The sequence below is a fragment of the Psychrobacter sp. 16-MNA-CIBAN-0192 genome (assembly GCF_040309565.1).
Taxonomy (GTDB): domain Bacteria; phylum Pseudomonadota; class Gammaproteobacteria; order Pseudomonadales; family Moraxellaceae; genus Psychrobacter.
In genome coordinates this window covers 31273-53437 of the sequence record NZ_JBEOOX010000011.1, presented here as the reverse complement: position 1 = coordinate 53437, position 22165 = coordinate 31273, and the positions used below count along the sequence as shown (strand labels likewise).

General features: G+C 42.2%; 23 protein-coding genes. 10 read left to right on the top strand and 13 right to left on the bottom strand.

All coding sequences use genetic code 11. The annotated features are described in order from the left end of the window. Positions 1-31 precede the first annotated feature (31 nt). A complete protein-coding gene (locus tag AAEY78_RS09505; protein ID WP_352339106.1) occupies positions 32-1090 on the top strand; it encodes an NAD(P)-dependent alcohol dehydrogenase in 1059 nt (352 codons plus the stop codon). A gap of 107 nt (positions 1091-1197) precedes the next feature. On the opposite strand, the gene AAEY78_RS09500 is transcribed toward AAEY78_RS09505, so the two are convergent. After that, complete coding sequence (locus AAEY78_RS09500; protein WP_352339105.1) at positions 1198-1719, bottom strand: RNA pyrophosphohydrolase; 522 nt, start codon at positions 1717-1719, stop codon at positions 1198-1200. A 485-nt stretch (positions 1720-2204) separates the two neighbouring features. On the opposite strand from AAEY78_RS09500, the gene AAEY78_RS09495 reads away from it, so the two are divergent. Together AAEY78_RS09495 and AAEY78_RS09490 are read left to right on the top strand one after the other, a co-directional pair. After that, on the top strand, positions 2205-2624 hold the full coding sequence (locus AAEY78_RS09495) for an OsmC family protein (protein ID WP_352339104.1): 420 nt from the start codon (positions 2205-2207) through the stop codon (positions 2622-2624). A gap of 66 nt (positions 2625-2690) precedes the next feature. Continuing rightward, on the top strand, positions 2691-3116 hold the full coding sequence (locus AAEY78_RS09490) for an MAPEG family protein (protein WP_352339103.1): 426 nt from the start codon (positions 2691-2693) through the stop codon (positions 3114-3116). A 44-nt stretch (positions 3117-3160) separates the two neighbouring features. On the opposite strand, the gene AAEY78_RS09485 is transcribed toward AAEY78_RS09490, so the two are convergent. The 7 genes from AAEY78_RS09485 to AAEY78_RS09455 form a co-directional block, all read right to left on the bottom strand. Next, positions 3161-4192: a tRNA dihydrouridine synthase gene (locus AAEY78_RS09485; RefSeq protein WP_502943734.1), complete on the bottom strand. Its 1032-nt coding sequence runs from the start codon at positions 4190-4192 to the stop codon at positions 3161-3163. Continuing rightward, a complete protein-coding gene (locus AAEY78_RS09480; RefSeq protein WP_352339102.1) occupies positions 4182-5678 on the bottom strand; it encodes a UvrD-helicase domain-containing protein in 1497 nt (498 codons plus the stop codon). The genes AAEY78_RS09485 and AAEY78_RS09480 overlap by 11 nt, the downstream gene beginning before the upstream one ends. Before the next feature lie 154 nt (positions 5679-5832). After that, positions 5833-6579 carry a twin-arginine translocase subunit TatC gene (tatC, locus tag AAEY78_RS09475; RefSeq protein ID WP_502943738.1) on the bottom strand — a complete coding sequence of 249 codons (747 nt, stop codon included), beginning with the start codon at positions 6577-6579 and terminating at the stop codon, positions 5833-5835. A 119-nt stretch (positions 6580-6698) separates the two neighbouring features. After that, positions 6699-7403 carry a Sec-independent protein translocase protein TatB gene (gene tatB, locus AAEY78_RS09470; RefSeq protein WP_352339100.1) on the bottom strand — a complete coding sequence of 235 codons (705 nt, stop codon included), beginning with the start codon at positions 7401-7403 and terminating at the stop codon, positions 6699-6701. 125 nt (positions 7404-7528) lie between these two features. Further along, positions 7529-7801: a Sec-independent protein translocase subunit TatA gene (gene tatA / locus AAEY78_RS09465; RefSeq protein WP_352339099.1), complete on the bottom strand. Its 273-nt coding sequence runs from the start codon at positions 7799-7801 to the stop codon at positions 7529-7531. Between the two features lie 143 nt (positions 7802-7944). Beyond that, entirely contained in the window at positions 7945-8802 is an 858-nt protein-coding gene (gene hisIE, locus AAEY78_RS09460; RefSeq protein ID WP_352339098.1) for a bifunctional phosphoribosyl-AMP cyclohydrolase/phosphoribosyl-ATP diphosphatase HisIE, read from the bottom strand. A gap of 99 nt (positions 8803-8901) precedes the next feature. Continuing rightward, positions 8902-9342 carry a thioesterase family protein gene (locus AAEY78_RS09455; RefSeq protein ID WP_352339097.1) on the bottom strand — a complete coding sequence of 147 codons (441 nt, stop codon included), beginning with the start codon at positions 9340-9342 and terminating at the stop codon, positions 8902-8904. A 466-nt stretch (positions 9343-9808) separates the two neighbouring features. On the opposite strand from AAEY78_RS09455, the gene rpmI reads away from it, so the two are divergent. The 5 genes from rpmI to AAEY78_RS09430 all read left to right on the top strand — a co-directional run bounded on the left by rpmI (position 9809) and on the right by AAEY78_RS09430 (position 14866). After that, positions 9809-10006, top strand: coding sequence for a 50S ribosomal protein L35 (gene rpmI, locus AAEY78_RS09450; RefSeq protein WP_011281253.1), 198 nt, complete (start codon positions 9809-9811; stop codon positions 10004-10006). 130 nt (positions 10007-10136) lie between these two features. After that, positions 10137-10493 (top strand): 50S ribosomal protein L20, encoded by a 357-nt coding sequence (gene rplT / locus AAEY78_RS09445; RefSeq protein ID WP_011281252.1) that lies wholly within the window; start codon positions 10137-10139, stop codon positions 10491-10493. Between the two features lie 296 nt (positions 10494-10789). Next, positions 10790-11845 carry a phenylalanine--tRNA ligase subunit alpha gene (gene pheS, locus AAEY78_RS09440; protein WP_352339096.1) on the top strand — a complete coding sequence of 352 codons (1056 nt, stop codon included), beginning with the start codon at positions 10790-10792 and terminating at the stop codon, positions 11843-11845. Between the two features lie 54 nt (positions 11846-11899). Continuing rightward, the gene (gene pheT, locus AAEY78_RS09435; RefSeq protein ID WP_352339095.1) at positions 11900-14323 is read left to right on the top strand and encodes a phenylalanine--tRNA ligase subunit beta; all 2424 of its coding nucleotides are present in this window, start codon (positions 11900-11902) and stop codon (positions 14321-14323) included. A gap of 243 nt (positions 14324-14566) precedes the next feature. Continuing rightward, positions 14567-14866 carry an integration host factor subunit alpha gene (locus tag AAEY78_RS09430; protein ID WP_352339094.1) on the top strand — a complete coding sequence of 100 codons (300 nt, stop codon included), beginning with the start codon at positions 14567-14569 and terminating at the stop codon, positions 14864-14866. Positions 14867-15092: 226 nt separating this feature from the next. Here AAEY78_RS09430 and AAEY78_RS09425 read toward each other — a convergent pair whose 3' ends face one another. Beyond that, the gene (locus tag AAEY78_RS09425) at positions 15093-15443 is read right to left on the bottom strand and encodes a hypothetical protein (protein ID WP_352339093.1); all 351 of its coding nucleotides are present in this window, start codon (positions 15441-15443) and stop codon (positions 15093-15095) included. A gap of 451 nt (positions 15444-15894) precedes the next feature. Between AAEY78_RS09425 and ypfJ the strand changes: the two genes are divergently transcribed. Beyond that, the gene (ypfJ, locus tag AAEY78_RS09420) at positions 15895-16782 is read left to right on the top strand and encodes a KPN_02809 family neutral zinc metallopeptidase (protein ID WP_352339092.1); all 888 of its coding nucleotides are present in this window, start codon (positions 15895-15897) and stop codon (positions 16780-16782) included. A 166-nt stretch (positions 16783-16948) separates the two neighbouring features. On the opposite strand, the gene AAEY78_RS09415 is transcribed toward ypfJ, so the two are convergent. From AAEY78_RS09415 to trxA, 3 genes are all read right to left on the bottom strand, one after another. Next, a complete protein-coding gene (locus AAEY78_RS09415) occupies positions 16949-17194 on the bottom strand; it encodes a YMGG-like glycine zipper-containing protein (RefSeq protein WP_352339091.1) in 246 nt (81 codons plus the stop codon). 403 nt (positions 17195-17597) lie between these two features. Beyond that, the gene (gene rho / locus AAEY78_RS09410) at positions 17598-18866 is read right to left on the bottom strand and encodes a transcription termination factor Rho (RefSeq protein WP_352339090.1); all 1269 of its coding nucleotides are present in this window, start codon (positions 18864-18866) and stop codon (positions 17598-17600) included. A 563-nt stretch (positions 18867-19429) separates the two neighbouring features. Beyond that, a complete protein-coding gene (gene trxA, locus AAEY78_RS09405) occupies positions 19430-19756 on the bottom strand; it encodes a thioredoxin (RefSeq protein ID WP_352339089.1) in 327 nt (108 codons plus the stop codon). Between the two features lie 400 nt (positions 19757-20156). On the opposite strand from trxA, the gene AAEY78_RS09400 reads away from it, so the two are divergent. After that, positions 20157-20870 (top strand): RluA family pseudouridine synthase, encoded by a 714-nt coding sequence (locus tag AAEY78_RS09400; protein ID WP_352339088.1) that lies wholly within the window; start codon positions 20157-20159, stop codon positions 20868-20870. A 61-nt stretch (positions 20871-20931) separates the two neighbouring features. Here the strand turns inward: AAEY78_RS09400 and AAEY78_RS09395 are convergent, their stop codons facing one another. After that, positions 20932-21885, bottom strand: a complete 954-nt coding sequence (locus AAEY78_RS09395; RefSeq protein WP_352339087.1) for a D-2-hydroxyacid dehydrogenase — start codon at positions 21883-21885, stop codon at positions 20932-20934. Positions 21886-22165 lie beyond the last annotated feature (280 nt).

Genomic DNA, 22165 nt, shown 5'->3' with positions numbered 1-22165 from the left:
AAGTTAATGCTGATCATATAAGGATTGTGCCATGAACATGATGAAATCACTGATATTTATTGAGCCGGGTAAAATTGAGATTGTAGAGAAAAGAATTCCGGATGTAGGACCGAATGATGCTTTACTAAAAATTACCACAACCACTATTTGTGGCACGGATATTCATATTTATAAAGGGGAATACCCTGTTGCCAAAGGATTAACGATAGGTCATGAGCCAGTAGGCATTATTGAAAAACTAGGCTCAGCGGTACAAGGCTACCAAGAAGGACAACGCGTTATCGCTGGTGCAATTTGTCCCAGCTTTAGCTCGTATGCTTGTCAAGACGGTTTCCCCTCACAAGATGGAGGCTACAAAGCCACAGGCGGTTGGCGCTTTGGTAACATCATTGATGGCACGCAAGCAGAATACGTTCTAGTACCCGATGCTCAGGCTAACCTTGCGCCCGTTCCTGATGGTCTGACAGATGAACAAGTGCTCATGTGTCCCGACATTATGTCTACAGGATTCAAAGGCGCTGAAAATGCCAATATTAACATTGGCGATATCGTTGCGGTATTCGCGCAAGGTCCAATTGGCTTATGTGCTACTGCGGGAGCAAGGCTCAAAGGTGCCTCGACCATTATCGCCATTGACGGGAACAATCAGCGTTTAGCGATGGCAAAAAAAATGGGCGCAGATATTACTCTTAACTTTAATGAAGTCGATGTGGTTGACGAGGTATTAAAACTTACAGGCGGGCGCGGTGTTGATAGCAGTATCGAAGCGTTGGGTCTAAAAACTACTTTTGAGCAGGCACTTAAGGTATTAAAGCCGGGGGGCACTCTATCTAGTCTTGGCGTTTATTCTGAAGATTTAACCATTCCCATGGCATATTTTGCTTCTGGTCTTGGTGACCATACGATTCGCACGGCGCTATGCCCTGGTGGTAAAGAGCGTATGCGCCGTTTAATGAATGTCATTGAAACGGGCCGTGTCGATTTATCAGAAATGGTCACTCATACCTATGCTTTAGACGACATTGTCGAGGCATATGATTTATTTATGCATCAGCGCGATGGGGTATTAAAAATCGCTATTAAGCCATAGTCATTACTAGATCATCGCTACTATATCACTGACGTAAAAGTTAACCATAAAAAAAGCCTGTATCGCTTAAATACAGGCTTTTTTGTATTGTAGAATAAAACATAAAATCAGAACTGAATTAAATGATTGTTCTGTTCAGGGATAATCAACTCTTGTTTCAATGGCAGCTCGCGCGCCAACTCTTGTAATGCCCGCTGATATACCCCGCGTTTAAAGTGAATCACTTGACCAAGTGGGTACCAATAACTTACCCATTGCCAGTGGTCGAACTCAGGCTTACCCGCATCAAAGCGAATATGCTGAGTGTTTGGCTCATCTAAGCGCAGCAAAAACCATTTCTGTTTTTGCCCAATACATAAGGGATACTGTCCGTGACGCACGTAACGTTTTGGCAGCCGATAACGCAACCAATCTTGCGTCACCGCCAGCAATTCGACATGACGCGGATATAACCCGACCTCCTCCCAGAGCTCGCGATACATCGCATCCAACGGCGTCTCCCCACGGTCGATTCCACCTTGAGGAAACTGCCAAGCGTTGTGACCAAGACGTTTTGCCCACAGTACCTGTCCTTGTGTATTTGCCAAAATGATGCCGACATTGGCACGAAAGCCGTCTGCATCTATCATGACTAAACCTTTCAAATTGTCTAAAACCGCTTATTTTTTATAAAGTACTGATATACCAGTCATCATTATTATTAAGCAATAGATATTGGGCAACGGGTATCACTACTTTATTAAAATAAGATTCATTGCCATTATTAAACCAAGAAAATAGCAAAATGTGTAACAGTATTTTGCTATAAAATGTTTCACAAATTTAAACCTTAATAATCAATGGTTTAGAATCACAATTCAACAGGCAATTTAATAAAAAATAATCAGTACATATGCACAACTTTTTAGAAAAGATAAATACCAGAAAAGACAAATTAGACAAGTGTATTTTGGCACCATATTCAGCGCTATAATCAACACTATTATTAGTGACACTTGCTCTATAAAATCGAGTTTTCGCTTGTGCTACACTAGCGGCGTGAGATACTTTAAAGTTGATAACAACGTATTAATAAAACGTATTAATAAACTGATAAAAATAAGGACAAAGCATCATGGCTGAATCAAAAGCAAGCGTTACGTGGCAAGAAAACCGCGCCTTTATGGGTATTGCCCCATCAGGACATGAAGTACAGATTGACGCGGATAAAGAAAAAGGTGCAAGCCCAATGGAGTTGATTTTGCTTGGGCTTGGTGGCTGTGCCAGTTATGATGTGGTGGCGATTTTACAGAAATCACGTCAAGCAGTGGTAGGCGTACGTTGCGAATTAACTGCTCAGCGCGCTGAAACCGTACCTGCCGTTTATACTGATATTCACTTGCATTTTGTAGTGACTGGTCAAGATATTAAAGACAGCCAAGTCGAAAAAGCGATTAAATTATCAGCAGAAAAATACTGCTCAGCGAGTCGTATGCTGGCAAATGGCGGCGTCAATGTGACTCACGATTATGAAATTATCGAAGAAGCAGTTTAAGAAGCTGACTAAACAGAAATTCTCTGAATATAACTTGAAAATAGAAGGCTAGGGGCAACAATACTGATGAATGCACTATTTGGCATGATACCCGATACGGTGGCCGCTGCGATTTGGGCGATGGTGGTGGCAAGCCTACTACCACTGAGCATGGCAATGGCAGCAAAAATGCTGGGCGGATTCCGTTTAAGAGATAATGCGCATCCGCGTGATTTTTTGCAGCATACGACAGGGGCAGCAGCGCGTGCCAATGCTGCTCAGAAAAACAGCTATGAGACTTTGCCCGTATTTTTGGTCGCGGTATTGTTAGCGATGCTATTTTTTGTGCCGCAACCCATTGTGAATAAGCTGGCGTGGCTGTATGTGGTTATCCGCATGGGCTATTGCGCCGCTTATATCATCAACTTATCGATATTCCGCTCTATCCTTTGGGGCTTATCGATTGCCTGTATTTTAATGTTATTTTATTTAGCGATTCGTATTAGTGCTTAAATAGTTTTACTATCGTTATAAAATCTACGATATAAAAGCGATTATTAACCATGTGTACTGTTTTTCAGGGCATGGATAATAGTCGCTTTATCTTTTTCACGTTTAATATCTTGCCACAATGCTTGGGCTTCGCTATAGCCTTTAGTGAGCATTGCCAGCCACTGTTTGTAGCGCCCAATAAGAACGATATCGTTTTTCGCCTCGCCATGTAAAAAGTCAATTTGATGTGGAATCAATGCTTGCCAAGATAAAATATTAGCTGTGTTATCTTGGTCTAAATTATTGCTAGTATCAATGCGCGCAATCAAATCAGGTCGCGTCACCGCACCGCGACCTAACATCAAATGTGCGGTGCCCGACTGTTGCATACAAGACTGCGCTTGCTCCGCTGTCCAAATCTCACCATTGGCAATCACTGGAATAGCTAACGTATTAAAGCTTTGGATTTTATCCCAATAAGCGGGCGGTTTATAACCTTGTGTTTTAGTACGGGCATGAATGGTCAGCCAATCGGCACCACTATCAGCAATCGCCCCACGAATATCATCCATTTTCGAGGTATCGGTATAGCCAAGACGAATCTTTGCCGACACTGGAATATGAGCAGGAACCGCTTGACGCACCGCGCTAATAATCTCATACAGCACGGTAGGCTCATCTAACAAAACCGAACCGCCGCGATGATTGTTCACCGATTTAGCAGGGCAACCAAAATTAATATCAATGGCAGGTGCGCCAAGCTCGCAAGCATAAGCCGCGTTTTCTGCCATCAGATGCGGGTCGCTACCGAGTAGCTGAATATGAATCGGTGTGCCGCAGGCTGTTTTAGCATCATTATGCAGCTCTGGCACATATTTATAAAACACATGCGCGGGCAGCAGATGTTGGGTCACGCGAATAAACTCACTAACTGACCAGTCATAAGGTCGACCCAAATCATGGGCAATTTGCGTGAGTATCTGGCGCATTAACGGATCGCTTAATCCTTCCATGGGCGCAAGGAGACGGACAGGATTGGCAAAAAATTGCTGTACTGCTGCGATAGGTTGACGGTCATTCATTATACTAGCTGCCATAAATTACCTTTTTTCCTGCCTGCAATCCTGATATCAAGGGTTGAATATTGGCAATATCTAAGTTTACCTGCGCTCGTGTGCAAGCAACATATAGCAGGCGCAATTCTTCCGGGCTGATTTTAATACCATTGGTTGTCACATCATAATAAAAATCATCATCCAGCTGCACGCGTCCCCACTCAAGACCTTTGGCTTTGTGCGCGGTCGAGATAACATAATCGGCATTTTCAATACTGGTTAAACTATTTACCGCTCGGCTCAACACATTGGTGCCATGGTCATCAACCAATTTCACCAGCGTTTTTAAATCGCTGCCTTCATTGGTTTCCGCATATTCTTGTACATCTGCCCAATTATAAAAATACGCCAGTTCCGGTACGCCATAAGCCGATTTACCATGTTTTAAATTTTCCGCTGCTTGGCAAAATTTAAGCATCCGCTCAGTATCCGCTTGCAAGGCAACGCGATGCCCTAACTTAAGACCCGTTAATAATTGCGACATGGCAGCAGCATTGGTACGGCACAGAATCGCATCTTTTTTACTATGTACCAATTCTTTATCGGTAGAGGAATGCTTCGCTGGATTACCTATTAATGGGACGTCTTCTTGCAATGCCTTTAATAACGTATTGGCAATCTCCGCTATCGGCTCGCCAAAGCGAAAGGACTGCGTTAATAAAGTTTGCGGCAGCGGCAATTTTTTCATCGCATTGACTGCCCCGCGCCACTCATAAATTTGTTGATGAGCATCACCAACATAAATCACTTGCTTGGATTGCTGAGTTAAAATGCCCATCATTAACGGGTCAGCATCTTGCGCCTCATCAAACAGAATAAAATCGGCGGGAATGCTTGGTTTTGATAACGCCCATAATTTAAGATAAATATCATGACCAATACCTGCCGGATGACGCGCGTCAATGGATTGTAGCCAACGCTGCTCAACGGCAGGGTAGAGCATCTCGCGCAGTTGTTCAGCATCTGAGCTATCAAGCCATTTGGGAAATTCGATATGTCTCGGTGCAGGATAACTGGCATGGGTGCTACAAAAATGACTGACCGCATCACTGACAAAACGTGCCAATCGGGCAGGCGTTAACGTAATATATTTATTCACCCCGTCCATTTTTCGGCGCACTTGCACCGGTTGTAGACCTAAATCATCGCCCAAACGCTTAGGTGAAAAGCGAGGCAGTGATAATTTGGCGGTAATATCACGTGGTACATGGCGATAAGCGAGTGAGTGAAAGGTACGACAGTCCACATGACCGGGGAATTTTTGCCGCGCATCATTAGCAATGGCTTTATTAAATGCCAAATATAAACCGCGCCCGCGCAGTCGCTCGCCAATCAGCTTTAATGTCGTGGTCTTACCCGCACCAGCATAGGCGACTACCTTAAATGACTTGTGATCCATCGCCATATTCAGCGCGGAGAGCTGCTCGTCCGTGGGATGGCTCATATAAGCGGGCATAGTTGCAGACATAAAAAAGCTACCTAAAATACAAAGACAGAGATAGAAAATCAGGGGGTAAAAAAAGCCACTGCATAGACAATGGCTGAATGATCATAATAAGGGGGGGGTAATGAGTAATAAGCAGAAATCATAAAAAATAGCGCTGGTATGAATCACTAAATAATTAATGATTTGCCGCGTTATGCTCTGCTGCTACAGTGGTTTGTGGCTCTTCTTTAATCAATAGTTGAGCCAATAATAAGCCAAGCTCAAACAATAACCACATCGGTATCGCCAACATCAACATAGAGACGCCATCCGGCGGAGTGACTATAGCAGCAACCCCAAAACAGCCGACAATAATATAACGGCGTTTGTCCTTGAGAGTCTCAATGGAGACGAGACCGACCAATATCAAGAGTAAGGTCACCACTGGAATCTCAAAAGTCAGTCCAAATACCATAAATAACTTTAATGCAAAGCTAAGGTAGCTGTCGATATCAGTCATGGGCACGACGTTTTGTGGGGCAAACATGATAAAGAACTTCAGTACCCCTTTTAGAACAACAAAGTAGGCAAACGCAACACCGGCATAAAATAAAAATATTGAAGACAGTAGCACTGGAATGGCAATTTTCTTTTCTTTTTTATATAAACCCGGCGCAACAAATGACCAAATTTGATACAAGATATACGGCATCGCTACGAATGCTGCCACAAATATGGTCAGGCGTATCGGTGCCATAAAGTTAGAAGTGATATCAGTGGCAATCATGGTCGAGTTGGCAGGCAATTGCGCGACCAGTGGATCAGATAAAAAATTGTATAGTTCGCGAGAAAATCCTGCCAATGCCAAAAATATAATGAGAACAGCCACACATATTTTAATTAAATGCGTGCGCAGCTCAATCAAATGCTCAGTAATCGGCATATCAGCAAGTGTGTTTGAGCTATCATCCGACTTACTGTGGCTATCTTTTGATAACGCATCTGGCGATGCTTCGGTTTCGGCTATTTTTTCTAGGCGGCTTTTACGCTGTTTGAATAGTTTCATTCAGCCGCTCCTTTGGTATTCATTGCAGCATTTAACAAGACGTCGGCTTTATAATTTGGTAAATAAGGCGCAGAGGGTAAACGGCGTGCTTTGTCATAAGCACCCAAACGGAACCACATGTTTTCCCAAGGTCTAGTTATCATCGGCTGAACAGCGATATTGTCAGTTTTATCTGCTGTTGTGGCTTTACTAATTGTAGGGCTGCTATCAGCGCTATGAGGTATTTCTATAGCGTCATTTGACTGGTCTTGCGGAGAATGTTGGTATTGCTCGTAAGCATAACTGAATGCTGCTGGCACAGATGATATTGCTATATCTTGTTTAGCGTGGTTTGCATCAATATGAGTGAGTATATCAATGTTTGATTTTGAATCATTGACTGACTCAGATTGAGTCTTGCTGTGTATGCTTTGACTTTGCGCATATTCAAATTCTTTCATACTACCGCGCATTTCTGCCATCTCGCGGCGCATTTCTGCTTCAGTTTCTCGAATTTTGGCAAGCTCTTGTTCCATCTGCTGGCGCGTTTCCGCCAAATCAAGCTCAGCTTCTATTTCAGATTGCAACGTTGAGACCGTACGGCGAATTTTAGCGTACCATTGACCAGCCGTCCGCGCTGCCTTAGGTAGCTTTTCTGGACCTAATACAATGAGGGCAATGATGCCAAATAAGAGTAATTCGGAAAATCCGATATCAAACATAACGCTCAAATATAGTAATGAATATGGCAAGTAGACGTTAACATATGATGCTTCGACAAGGATATGTTAAAGCATAACGAGTTAAGTCGTAGAGTGGTCAGCCATTATATGTTAAAGCTTTCACTTTAACGTTTGTGCTGTTCCTCTACTGGTGTAGGACTGATTTCTATATCGTCGATTCGCGTGCCTACATGCCCATCTTGAACAGGGGAGCTGGCTTCGTGATCTAGAATCCGATGCTTATGTGCATGGTCTGCTTGCTCATCTTTTACAGCGTCTTTAAAGCCTTTGACCGCGCCGCCCAAATCTTTACCAGCATTTTTAAGCTTGGATGTGCCAAATACAACAACCACAACGACCAATAAAATCAGCCAATGCGTGATGGAAAAACTGCCCATAACGGTATCCTTATAACCTGATAAAACCAGTGTTAGTGCTAATACATTAAATATCAGTATATTATAACGCGCCATGATGACAAAAAGGTGAAAACAATTGACCCCATAACCGATGAGCTTTTATTCGTTTAATGCTGGGCATGCTATTGTTGACGAGCAGCCTTTTCATCAATACCTGACAGTCCAAAGCGTCGCCCAAGCTCATTTAACACCGCATCTGATTCAATATCAAACCATGCTAAACCCACTAGCGTATGAAACCAGACGTCTGCCACTTCATAAATCAGCTCATCACGAGCGGCGTCATATTGTGATTTAGCTGTATTTTCATCGCAGTTCGCAAAGTCTTTTGCCGCGATTATACTTTCGGTTGCTTCCTCACCGACTTTTTCTAGTATTTTATTAAGCCCTTTGGCATATAAGCTGGCGACATAAGAGCTGTCCGCAGCAGCTTGTTTGCGTTCTGCTAACACTTGATCCAGTTGCTGTAAAATGGGCTTAGTGTTGGATAAATTGTCAGTATTTTTACCAGTGACGTTATGCGTGTCGTTATTAACGTCAGATATTTTTGATGATTCACTATTAACGCTATCTTTCTTATTACTATAAATCTCAGCAGGGTCTTTTAGCACAGCATCAACTGTTTGCCAGACTGGCTCTTGTCCCGATATGTCTAGGCTTTGATAAAAACAAGACTCACGACCAGTGTGGCAGGCGATTCCGCCCATTTGTGTCACTATTAAGACAATCACATCGGCATCGCAATCGAGACGAATATCATGAACGTGCTGGGTATGACCGGAGCTTTCCCCTTTATGCCACAGCTTGTTACGCGACCGTGAAAAATAAACAGCGGTCTGTGTTTGCGCGGTTAATTGTAGTGCCTCAGCATTCATCCATGCCATCATCAAAATACGTCCTGTGCGCTCATCTTGAGCAATCGCAGGAATCAAGCCGTCAGTGTTAAAAGTCACGGCACTAAGCCAAGCAGGTAAGGTCATAGTCAGTCGGTCATCTTATATAAAGGAGAGAAGGAGTCAAACGAGTGGGGAATAGGTCGTGTTTATGGTATAAGCAATATCATCTAGTATAAACCATTATTAAATTCCAAAAGATGCCGGACTCAATTTTTCTTGCATATCAATGGTAATAGTAGTGACTTTATTTAAGCGATAATCATAATTGACAATATGCTCCCGCGCTATTGCCACTCTTGAGCCGTCATGCATGCGCGATACTTTAATAGCAATCATCGCCTCTTTATCAGACAGTTGTTCAACACCCACCTCAAACAACAGCGCTTCTCGCACTTGTACCCGACTGAGAACTGATAACTGTAAATGATTCACTATCAACCCTTGATGGTCGGTATTTATATTGGGTATGCCTTTTGCGTATAAAAAGCGGGCGCGTACCTCTTTTAATAATACAACCAACGCCTCAAGTGTCAAGTAACCCCCTTCAACTTCGGCTGAGCGAACACGCATGAGGGTCTCAAAAGTAAATACAGTCAGCTTAGTATTCAATTCTCGGTCTGACAAGACACTCTCCTATCACGCTAACTATGATAAATCTCTCAACTTTAGTAAATATTATCGCAACTTTGCTAGAGAAATCATAGATGACAATTAAACTGGCGCGTCGACTATCTAATAAGCTGTTATAAAGGCATGACTATTATGAGCAGCAGAGGATAAGAATAATAAGAAAAATCCTATTCTTTTTGTTAGCAGCAAGTTTTGGCGATAATTTATTTGATATTTATCAACTGTTTAAAATGAGGGCACGCGTTAAGCGATTTTGGAGATTGCTTGAGAGCCCTTGTTAGAGGTTACTTGAGAGACCTTGAAAGCCTATAAAACTTTGCTTGGCAAAATGACGTCAGTTCTGCTAAAATAGCGCCTCCCACCTCGAGGCAAATAGAGGTTTAGTGGTTGTTTTGCAACGACTATTCTATTGTAACTATTTGACGACCAGGTTCTATCAAAGACAAAGAGGCAAATCATCATGAAAGTTAAGATGAAAACCAGAAGCGGTGCCGCTAAACGCTTCAAAAAAACAGCGAACGGCTTCAAGCGCAAACAAGCATTCAAAAGCCATATCTTGACCAAGAAATCAGCTAAGCGTATTCGCCAGTTGCGCGGTCTGAAGATGGTGGACAAGTCTGACGAAGCAGCAGTTCGTCGTATGTGCCCATACATCTAATAGGCTATTGTCATTTATATTTGGTCTTAGTAGATTAAAAATAAATGACCTTGCAATCTGATAATGATGTCTATTATTCAATGACATTGTGATTCGTTTAACAGTAATTAAAGAAATCTTGGAGTAATTTATGGCCCGTGTAAAACGTGGTGTACAGGCGAATCGTCGTCACAAAAAAATCTTAAAACGCGCTAAAGGTTATTACGGTGCCCGTTCACGTGTTTACCGTGTTGCGGTACAGGCAGTGACTAAAGCTGGTCAATATGCATATCGTGACCGTCGCAACAAAAAACGTACTTTCCGTCGTCTTTGGATTGCACGTATTAATGCTGGTGCACGCTTAAACGGTTTAAGCTATAGCCGCTTTATCAATGGCATGAAAAAAGCTAACATCGCTATCGACCGTCGCGTATTGGCTGACATCGCTATGCATGATGCAGCAACTTTTACAGCATTGGTTGAAAAAGCAAAAGCGGAATTGGCATAAATAGTCAGCTTATTTAAATGCTTTATTGCCTTAAGAAAAGAAGTGTTTAAATATAAGTTTACTAATCATTAATAGCACCTATATTAATAAAAGCTACCGCAGGTCGGTGGCTTTTTTTATGTGTTTTATCTTACTAAGCTAATCGTAGCTTAATTTTATACTGTCTAAATATTCAAGTTATTTCAGTATGCAGCTTTTCATCAGCGATACATTTATCATTATATTTTCAATAATTTGTAATATTTAGTCACCCTCTTATCCTTAATCGTTTGTTTAAATCAGGAATGAAACGTCTTATGTCTACCCCTGTTGTCACCAACGAGTTGTCGGCGCTACCGACTTTATCTTCTGAGCTGAATGAGGTTCAAGAAGGACAATTGACTGAGCTTGCCTGTACGGCAGAAGCGATGATTGCGCAAGTAACGGATGTCGCTGCGTTACAAGCCTTGCGCGTCCAGTTAACCGGTAAAAAAAGTCTGCTCACCGGCTGGTCAAAGCAGCTGGGTAAGCTCAGTAGCGATGATAAAAAAACCTATGGCGGTTGGTTACATCAGGTGCGTAGTCGCATTCAAGATGCGTTGACGCAGCAGCAACAGCAATTAGAGATCGCTGCATTAAATGCGAAACTTGACGCTGAACGTATTGATATTACTTTACCAGCGCGCGGTGGTCAAAAAGGTCATTTGCATCCGGTGACGATGATTACTCAGCGCATGCAGCAGTTTTTTGTGCAAGCAGGATTTAACGTGGCAACTGGTCCTGAAGTGGAAAGTGATTATTATAACTTTGAGGCGCTCAACATTCCGTCGCATCATCCAGCGCGTGCCATGCATGATACGTTCTATTTTGATGCCCATTATTTATTGCGTACCCATACCAGTCCGGTACAGATTCGAACAATGGAAAAAAGTGCGCCGCCGATTCGTATTATTTGCCCGGGTCGTGTGTATCGCTGTGACTCTGATCAAACCCATTCACCCATGTTCCATCAGTTAGAAGGGCTAATGGTCACAGAATCAAGCACCTTTGCTGAGCTAAAAGGCTTAATTAGCGAGTTCTTGCAGGCGTTTTTTGGTAAAGAGTTGACCGTTCGTTTCCGTCCGTCATTTTTCCCGTTCACCGAGCCTTCTGCTGAAGTTGATATCTTGGCGGATAATGGCAAATGGCTGGAAGTTATGGGCTGCGGTATGGTACATCCGCAAGTATTGACCAATTGCGGTATTGATGCTGAAAAATATACTGGTTTCGCTTTCGGGATGGGGATTGAGCGGTTTGCCATGTTGTATTACGGTATTGATGACCTACGTTTGTTTTTCCAAAACGATGTACGCTTTTTAAAGCAATTTGGCTAGATTTTCGTGCTTAATACGTCACCCTTTACTCCAAAATTCTGATTAGAGATACTTATGAAAATTAGCGAACAGTGGCTACGTCAATGGGTAAACCCCAATATTAGCAGTGAGCAATTAGCTGAACAGCTGACCATGGCAGGACTTGAGATTGACGACCGTTATGCGGTTGCGCGCCCGTTTAGTGGTGTGGTTGTGGGCGAAGTCATTAGCGTCGAGCAACATCCTGATGCTGATAAATTACGGGTCACGCAAGTCAATATTGGCGCAGGCGAGCCAATACAAATCGTTTGCGGTGCACCTAACGTTTGCGTTGGTATGAAAGCGCCAGTGGCAACCGTAGGTGCAATATTACCAAGTGCGGATGCCAGTAATAAAGGGACAGGGTTTGAGATTAAAAACGGTAATCTACGCGGTGTCGACTCTAACGGTATGCTGTGCGGAGCGTCAGAAATTGATTTAACCGATAGTATTGATGGGTTACTTGAATTGCCAGCTGATGCTCCGATTGGTATGGATATTCGTGAATATTTGGGACTGGATAATCAGATATTTGATATCTCAATCACGCCCAATCGCGGCGATTGTTTTAGCGTACGCGGTATTGTCCGCGAGATATCCGTCATTAACGGCTTACCGATTGAAACGCCTGCCATCAAAATGACGGATGTGGCAGCTGATGCGCACTTAGACACGACGCCTATCGTGACGGTCAAGGCAACAGAGGCATGCCCACGCTATTTATTGCAAGCCATCAATACTATTGACCGCAATAAAATGACGCCAAAATGGATGCAAGATGCACTGCTGCATTCTGGATTACGCACTCATAACTTTTTAGTCGATGTGACCAACTACGTCTTGATGGAGCTTGGTCAGCCGCTGCATGCCTTTGATGCCGATACGATTGTCGGTGATATCGTGGTACGTTTGGCACAGCCAGCAGAGACAATTACCTTATTAAATGAGCAAACCATTACCTTAACTGGGGATGAACTGGTTATTGCTGATGACAAAGGTGCACTTGCGCTTGCTGGCATCATGGGTGGTCAGCGCAGTAGCGTGACCGATAGCACGACCAATATTGTGTTAGAAAGTGCCTTTTTTAGTCCATTAGCTATTGCTGCACGTGCGCGCCGTTTTGGTCTGCATACCGATGCGTCACAACGTTTTGAGCGCGGTGTCGATTTTGAATTGCCAGCCTTAGCATTAGCACGGGCTACTGATTTGATTACCAGTATTAGTGGTGGTCAAGCGGGGCAAGTAGTGGTTACTGAAACCGTTGAGCAGTTGCCCGCTCGTGCGCCTATTACCTTACCGATTACAAAAGTACGTGACGTGCTTGGTATTGATATTGAGCCTGCTACCATGGTGCGTATCTTAACCCAATTAGGCTTTGTGGTTGAGCAAACAGAAATAGCGCTTATTTGTACGCCGCCATCGTATCGCTTTGATATGAGTATTAAAGAAGATTTAGTCGAAGAAATTGCCCGTATTTATGGTTATGATAATATTCCGAGTACTTTGCCGCATCTGCAAGTGAGCATGGATTATGATGATACGGCTGACCTAACTTATGAGATGAAACTGGCGATGGTTGATGCTGGTTACATGGAGGCGATTAGCTTTAGCTTTAGTGATGCAAAACTTGAGACGCTGCTTGATGATAAAGCATTAGGTGAAGTGTTGGCACTTGCCAATCCGATATCTAGTGATTTGGCAGTCATGCGCCGCACCTTATTATCAAGTTTGCTGCCTTGTGTGCAATATAACTTAAACCGCCAACAGTCGCGGGTACGCTTTTTTGAGACTGGTCTTAGCTTTGTAGGGCATAGTATTAGCGAGTTGGTACAAACCCCAAGTATTGCTTTGATTGCCGTGGGTAATATTTGGGATGAGCAAGCGTATCAAAATCGTGCGATAGATTTTTATGATCTTAAACATGATATTGAGCAGCTACTGCCCGCATTAATAGACCCTGCTCGTATCCGTTATGAGCGTAGTGAACTTGCTTTCTTGCATCCGGGTCAAAGCGCTAAAGTATATATTGACTATCAGTATCTTGGTTGGCTTGGACAATTGCATCCTAATACCGCAAAACAGCTGGATTTACCGGCGACATGGGTTGCACAATTGGACTTAGCGCCATTACTTACTCTAGCACGTGAACAATATAGCATTGCAACGCCGAGTAAATTCCCGCAAGTGCGCCGCGATATTGCCATACTGGTCGATAGTGAAATCACTGTACAAACTTTACAAGCCACAATTCGTGCAGCTGCCGGTGATTTACTGACAGATCTATGGTTATTTGACGTCTATCAAGGTGACAATGTCCCAGCGGGTCAACGCTCATTGGCATTTGCCTTAATTTGGCAAGACAAACGTCAAACCTTATCGGATGAAGCGGTGAAAACGGTTACTGATAATGTCATTCAAGCGTTAACCGAACAACATCATGCCCAGCTACGCGATCATTAATATCTTAAAGTGAGGCTTAATGTTTGGTCTATGATACGCTTTGCTTCTTGATAGCAATATAGTCGCCTAGTTTGGTTTTCTATAGCTAGATGACTGTTAATAAAGGGTTTTTATTATCATTTAAATAAAAATTGGCTTAAAAATCCTTTATAATCATCAAGGCAATATCTAGAGCAATACCGTTCGTTCAATAATGTCATTATGATATATCAATACTGCACCATTTAAGATAGGAGTCGTACTGTGAGCACCTTAACCAAATCTGATATGATTGAGCATCTCATGTATCAGCTTAACCTAACCCGTCAAGAAGGGCGCTGCTTGGTTGAGAACTTTTTTGATGAGTTGTCAGAGAGCTTGATTGCTGGCAACGAAGTTAAACTTTCAGGCTTTGGCAATTTTGAGCTTAAAGATAAGAGTAGTCGTCCAGGTCGTAACCCAAAAACAGGAGAGCCGGTTGACGTATCTGCCCGCCGCGTGGTTACTTTTAAGACAGGACAAAAATTTCGTCAAAAGGTTGATGAGCGCTTATTTGAAGCTTAATATATTGTAGCGGCGTTTGATATAATAAGAAATAGCAGGAAGGGCTAACATGGGTTAGTAAAGAATTGAAGCTCATGCCGATACTTTATTAACACCAGCTATATTACTAATTTTTATGAGTTGTTTTTTATTATTATTATCTTTGACCCTAAATGACAGACATAAAAAAAGAGAGCATAAGCTCTCTTTTTTACTACAGTGGTATTTATTGTATAAACAATAATACTTACTGAGCTGGTTCTTCAACAACAACAGTATCAGCAGCATTTGCAGCAGCAGTATCCATACCATCAACAGCAGCACCATCAACAGCAGCACCATCAACAGCAGTACCGTCCATAGGAACTTCAGTATCCATTCCAGTGGTAGTAGTAGTGGTTTGCGTGTCAGCTACAACGGCGCCATCTTGTGCATCAACAACATCGTCTTGTGCTTCAACAACATCTTGTTGTGCATCAACAACATCTTCTTGTGCATCAACAACATCTTCTTGTGCATTTTCTTTGTTGCTATCACAAGCAGTTAAGCCCATAGAAGCGGCCATGATACCAGCTAAAGCAAGTAATTTAAGTTTCATACGATTTCTCCGGAAAAATGAAATGAGCAGTAACTATAACTATAACGTAGAAAAAAGTTGAGCTTTCGATATACTCGAAAGTCAACTAATCTTAGTTACAGCTACTCAGCTTTCACGCATTCTATACTCTTTCATTTGAAAAGAAAAGAGGTTGTACAGTTAAGTAACAATAAAGTTGTAATTAATATTTGAAGTACTCAGTTTAATGGCGATTTTAATACAATAGCGCTGTTTACAATCCGTATAATTAACGCGACAGAGCAGAGTATCACTGCATTTCAGCAGGATTTTAGGTTAAGCTCGCCGATAGCTTATTATCGTAAAGATATAATTAAAATTAATCGACTAAAAGGCGTGTTAATTGGCGACGTTGAAGGTTTTGATCTGTAAGTATTTGCACTCTAGATACTGGTAATAACCCCTATATAACTATTCTTTAAGGAAGACAATTATGAAATGGCAAGGACGGCAAGGCAGCTCAAATGTGCGCTCCGCTGGTGGCGGCAAAATGGTAGGCGGCGGTATTGGCGGTATTATTATCGCTGGGATTTTATGGCTGGTATTTGGAGTCAATCCGATGACAGCGCTACAGACAGGACAAGTGGTTGCTGGAGGTGGTAACAGTACCGAACCTGCTACAGATGACGATCGTGATACCCGATTTGTTAAGGTAGTGCTTGGTGATACTGAAAAAGTGTGGCATCAAGTATTCACAGAAGGCGGGCAAACTTATAAAGAGCCATCATTGGTATTATTCAACGGACAAGTTAGCTCGGCTTGTGGCAGTGCTACCTCAGCTACAGGACCTTTTTATTGCCCGGGCGATCAAACTGTCTATCTTGACACCTCATTTTTTGCAGAAATGCGCCAAAATCTAGGGATTAGCGGTGATCAGCAAGGTTCAGGCGATGCTGAAAATCAAGGCAAAGCGGGAGATTTTGCCCAAGCCTATGTTATCTCGCATGAAGTAGGTCATCACGTGCAAACCTTATTGGGCATTACTCAGCAAGTCAATGAGGCCAGTCGTCAAGTCACGCGCGCGCAAGCCAATAAGTTGTCTGTACTGCAAGAGTTACAGGCAGATTGTTTTGCTGGCGTTTGGGCAAATCGCAATCAATCTTTGGTAGAAGGTGGGTTTATCGAACCGGGTGATATCGATGAGGCAATTAATGCCGCCAGTCAAATTGGTGATGATCGCTTGGCAAAAGCCAGTGGTCGCGCGGTAACGCCAGACAGCTTTACTCATGGAACCAGCGAGCAGCGTGTGCAATGGTTTAGCCGTGGACTTGAAAGTGGTAATGTACAATCTTGTGATACTTTTAGTGGCGCGCTATCATAATCGCAATACATAATCGTTAAGATATCAAGTTTACAGTTATAAGTACCAGCCATTAAAAAAGCCTGCAATAGTGATTGCAGGCTTTTGACGTTTTAGAACACTCTCATAACCTAGGATATAACTCGTGTATGAAAGGTCTAGATTATGTTAACCAATAACTTGGCTATTATCTTCTGTTATTGTTAAGAATATATGCACCTGCGCCACCAACTGCAGCACCACCAATCGCGCCACGAGCGATGTCTTTACTGTCGCCACCACTTTTGATAAGCGCACCGGCAGCAGCGCCAGCAGCAGCACCTTTAGCAGTATTGCTCAAGCCACTGTTATAACCATAGCCAGTGTTACAACCAGTCATAATAAGGGCTGAGCTAGCAATAGCGGTCATAGCGATCGTTTTAGCAAATTTCATATGAGTACCTATATAAGTTGTGATAAATGATGGGATACACAGTAAATTCTAATCTAAGCAATAAATTGTTTATGACATGAATACTTAAAAATTTAATATTCATAAAAATTAAGAATAAATTTAGTTAATTAAATTAACCATGCATATCTATTATGTTTTTAATAATAGGCTATTTGTATCAAGGTTGTCGTAGTAGAAGCGCTAAACTTTACAAATATTGTGTAAGTGATGTTACGCTCAAGTATCATTGGTAGGATATTAGCTTAGTATTATTGTATTTATATCGATAATACGCTAACTGTTTTTAGGCATTTCTGTAGAACTCATAACTATAAGAGATAAAAAAAGACCGCTTAATGGCGATCTTTTTTAAAATGAGACAATCTATACCAGCATGGTTGTGCTAGTTTTGCGACTTACGCTTCATTTGTTCAAAGAATTCATCATTGGTTCTCGCCTCTTTTAGGCGATCTAATAAGAACTCAGTAGCTTGCACCCCATCCATCGGCTGCAATAATTTGCGCAATATCCAAACTTTACGCAATTTATCTTCATCGAGTAAACGCTCTTCACGACGTGTACCAGATTTTTTAATATTAATTGCCGGGAAGACGCGTTTTTCTGCCAAGTCACGCTCAAGCGTAATCTCTTGATTGCCCGTACCTTTGAATTCTTCAAAGATAACGCTGTCCATTTTACTACCAGTATCAATCAGCGCACTGGCAATAATGGTTAAGCTACCGCCTTCTTCAACGTTACGTGCCGCACCAAAAAAGCGCTTTGGACGTTCAAGGGCATTGGCATCTAAACCACCGGTCAATACTTTGCCCGATGATGGAATAACCGTATTATAAGCACGTGCTAGACGAGTAATAGAATCTAGCAAGATAACCACATCTTGCTTGTGTTCAACCAGACGTTTGGCTTTTTCAATAACCATCTCTGCTACTTGAACGTGGCGCTGCGGTGGCTCATCAAAAGTCGATGCAACCACTTCACCGCGTACCGTGCGTACCATTTCCGTGACTTCTTCTGGGCGTTCATCGATCAGTAAAACGATCAGATAGCATTCAGGATTATTACGGGTAATCGATTGGGCGATATGTTGTAACAACATTGTTTTACCCGCTTTTGGCGGTGCCACAATGATAGAACGTTGACCTTTACCAATCGGCGCAATCAGGTCAATAATACGACCCGTCAAATCTTCAGTCGTCCCGTTACCAAGCTCAAGCTTAAGGTGCTCAGTTGGGAAAAGGGGCGTTAAATTCTCAAAAATGAGCTTATGACGTGAACGATCTGGGGTATCAAAGTTGATTTCCCCTACCTTTAATAGGGCAAAGTAGCGTTCAGAATCTTTGGGTGGTCGGATAGTACCAGCGATACTGTCGCCAGTTTTTAAGCTAAATCTGCGAATTTGACTTGGGCTGACGTAGATATCGTCAGGTCCTGCCAAATAAGAGCCTTCAGAGGAGCGCAAAAAGCCAAAACCGTCTGGAAGCACTTCAAGTACGCCATCACCGTAGATGGCCTCACCGTTACGAGCATGGGTTTTTAAAATCGCGAAAATGATGTCCTGTTTACGGCTACGCGCCATATTATCAAGACCCATATCTTTGGCTATCGCCAACAGCTCAGCGATTGAGTTTTTCTTTAATTCAGTTAAATTCATAGATAAGTCATTAGCTATTTATCGGGTGAGGCATGCCAGTAGCTGGACAACCCACAACATTGATTAAGATTACGGAAGTGTAGCAATATAGGATAGGTACAGAATTGAGTCTTAAACAGCCTGCATTGTTATCGATCAGGTTTATGTCATCTGACCAAAATCATGGTGAGGTAACAAAAAAGAAAATCAAAAAAGCAATACAAGAGTCAAAACAGAGCTCTGTATCGGTTGTTAAATGTATTTAGTAGCTATACTTGGTAATGATAGTTGTGTTTTGTATTGATAAACACGAGGAGAACAGCGACAAGGCGCGTATGAAAACTACTATTTTCTCTTGTCAGCAGACTATACGGTTTTCACGTTAGGCTTGTCAATTATTTTTGTTAAAAAATTCCGATAATCATCTTTTTCTACAAAAAACGAACAAAAAAGCCACTATCTGCAGTCGATAATGGCTTTTTCATATACTTTACTTAAAGCTGTCTTACCAAATTAAGTCAATAAAGCGATGGCTAGTTTTTATACCTATAAGTAAGACTTTTTAATAACAATCGCTCAAGCGCTTATAAATGTTTATCAAGTACTTTAGCCAGCTCAGCTTTTGGCTGTAAGCCCATAACTGAATCTACTTTTTCGCCACCTTTAAAAACAAACAAGGTTGGAATATTACGGATACCAAAGCGGCTGGCAGATTGTGGGTTATGATCAACGTCGACCTTAACGATTTTCACTTTACCTTGGTATTCAGTAGCCAAGTCTTCTAAAATAGGGGCAATCGCTTTACAAGGACCACACCATGTTGCCCAAAAATCAACCAATACCGGCACATCTGATTCTAAAACATCTTTATCAAAATCAGCATCGGTAGTATTTACAATAAGGTCTGACATAATGTTCTCTCTCTTGTTGTATCTTCTTTCTTAGTAAAAAAATGCAAGCAGAGCTTACAAATTAGAGGCTTTAAAGAAGTTAGCATGGATAAAAATTTGCAATTATCTTACCATGTATTTTGCGTATGAAGGCTCGAAAACAGGTTAAATTAATCAACAATTACGTTTAGTACAATAAATCGAAACATAAAGTAACCCGCTTATCGAGTATTAACTTTGCCAGTGGTTATTTCATTTTAGATGGTACTGGGATATTCATTAAACCGTTTTTTTCAAAGTTTACGTCCTGATTAGGTCATTATATGGCGTAAACATTTTTCTTTATTTCGCTCTAATTCAATGCAGTTCATTTAAGACCAATTCCGTTAATAACAATTCACTTAATAATAAGTAGTCATTTATGCCATTTTCCGATGCCGCTATCGATGCGCTCAACCAGCAAGAAATCCAGCATTCGCCCGATTTTTTTAAGACATTTGCAAGAGATATTACGGTTTATGAAGACGATGATATTTGGGTGGTTGATAAGCCAGCAGGGCTGCTAAGTGTGGACGGTAAGACATTAAAGGTAAGCTTGTTGTCTCGACTTGAGCGCGCAAATCCGGCAGTAAAGCTGATTCATCGCTTAGATATGGATACATCAGGACTACTTATTTTTGCAAAAAACGCCACCGCGCAAACGCATATCAGTAAGCAATTTATTGAGCGCATGCCGCAAAAGACTTATCAGGCAAGAGTGTTTGGTAAATGGGAAACTGTGGGCGCGAAGGGCAAGATATCAGTGCCAGTCCGCTATGAGCCTGCGACTAAGCCGCGCCATATTGTGGATTTGGAGTGGGATAAACACGCGCTAACCTTGTATGAAGTATTAGCGCATGAAGAATGTGCAGGGCAGATGGTCACGCGCGTGGCGTTGAAGCCGGTGACCGGACGCAGCCATCAACTGCGTGTGCATATGGTGCATGTCGGTCACGTGATGATTGGCGATCCTATTTATGCGGAAGATAAAGCACTGACCATTGCGCCGCGCCTTAACCTTCATGCTCAGCAACTGCGCCTCAAGCATCCGGTACTGGGTGCGTGGATGAACTGGGAAAGTCCGGTTCCTTTTTAATTAAGTGTCTGGTTAGACTGTATTTATTAACTCTATCTTTTGAACCATGCTGTTTGAGAAGTTATGCTTTGGTTGCATCATTATCAATAAAGGTGCTGACTTGCTTAGTGAGTATTTGCCATAAGGTTTCTTGCGCGCTTCTACTGCCCCATGCATTATGCGGACTAAAAATAACGCGCGGATGGTCTTTCAATGTTAATAAAGGGTCGTCAACAATGATAGGCTCTTGCTCAAAGACGTCGCTGCCATAACCGCTGATTTGTCCATCATGAATGGCATCCGTTAAGGCTTGGCTATCGACAATACCACCACGCGCGACGTTCACGAGAATGGGCTTTTTACCCATTCTGGCAATGGTGTCTTTATTTATCAAATGCTCAGTTTGTTCGTTTAGTGGACAATGCAAGCTAATCACATCTGCACGCGCCAATACCTCATCAAATGCGGTATAGTCAGCGTTACGCGGCATACGCCCTTGATGCTCAGCCCACAATACGGTCATCCCAAAAGCGTGAGCGATGTCTGTCACGCGCTTACCAATCGTGCCAATACCAATAATGCCCAGCGTTTTATCTTCTAAATCGATGAGCGGAATATCAAGCAAGCAAAAATTACCATCATTTTCCCACGTGCCATCAATCACTTTTTGGTGATAATAAATGCCTGCACGCATTGCGTTTAGCATCAACATAAAAGTGTGTTCAGGCACACTTTTTACTGCATAACCTGCGACGTTATATAAGGCAATATTATGAGCGATACAGGCGTCTTGATCGACATTATTCATACCCGTTGCCGTGATTTGAATCAATTTAAGCTTGGGCAGTTTGGCAATCACCTCAGCGCTAATTTTTACTTTATTGGTAAAAATAATTTCCGCATCTTGGCAACGCTCAATAATGATTTGGTCGTCTTGTGGCGTATCATTATGAGTAATATAATCGCTAATCCCTGCCGGTGCTGGCAAGTTAATATCATCTGAAAAAGATCCTTCATCCAAAAATACAGCGCGCATAGCGGCTCCTGATAATAAGTTATTATTTGTGGTTGGTTAATTAGTCGTAAATGATGGTTTATAATTTTATGGGTCATACTGGATTTCACAGATAACTCTTAAAGTGCGCCTACTAATGTAGCACGTCATTATGGTCAAGCACCATTTAGCTTGACGATATTTAAAGTTCTAGCGATTGCAGTTTCAACTATCCTTAATTAATTTCCTTTTAATAACCCACATCTGAAAACTTGCATCTTACTTATCCTTTATAGATAATCGTCATTTTTCCAAAATTTAG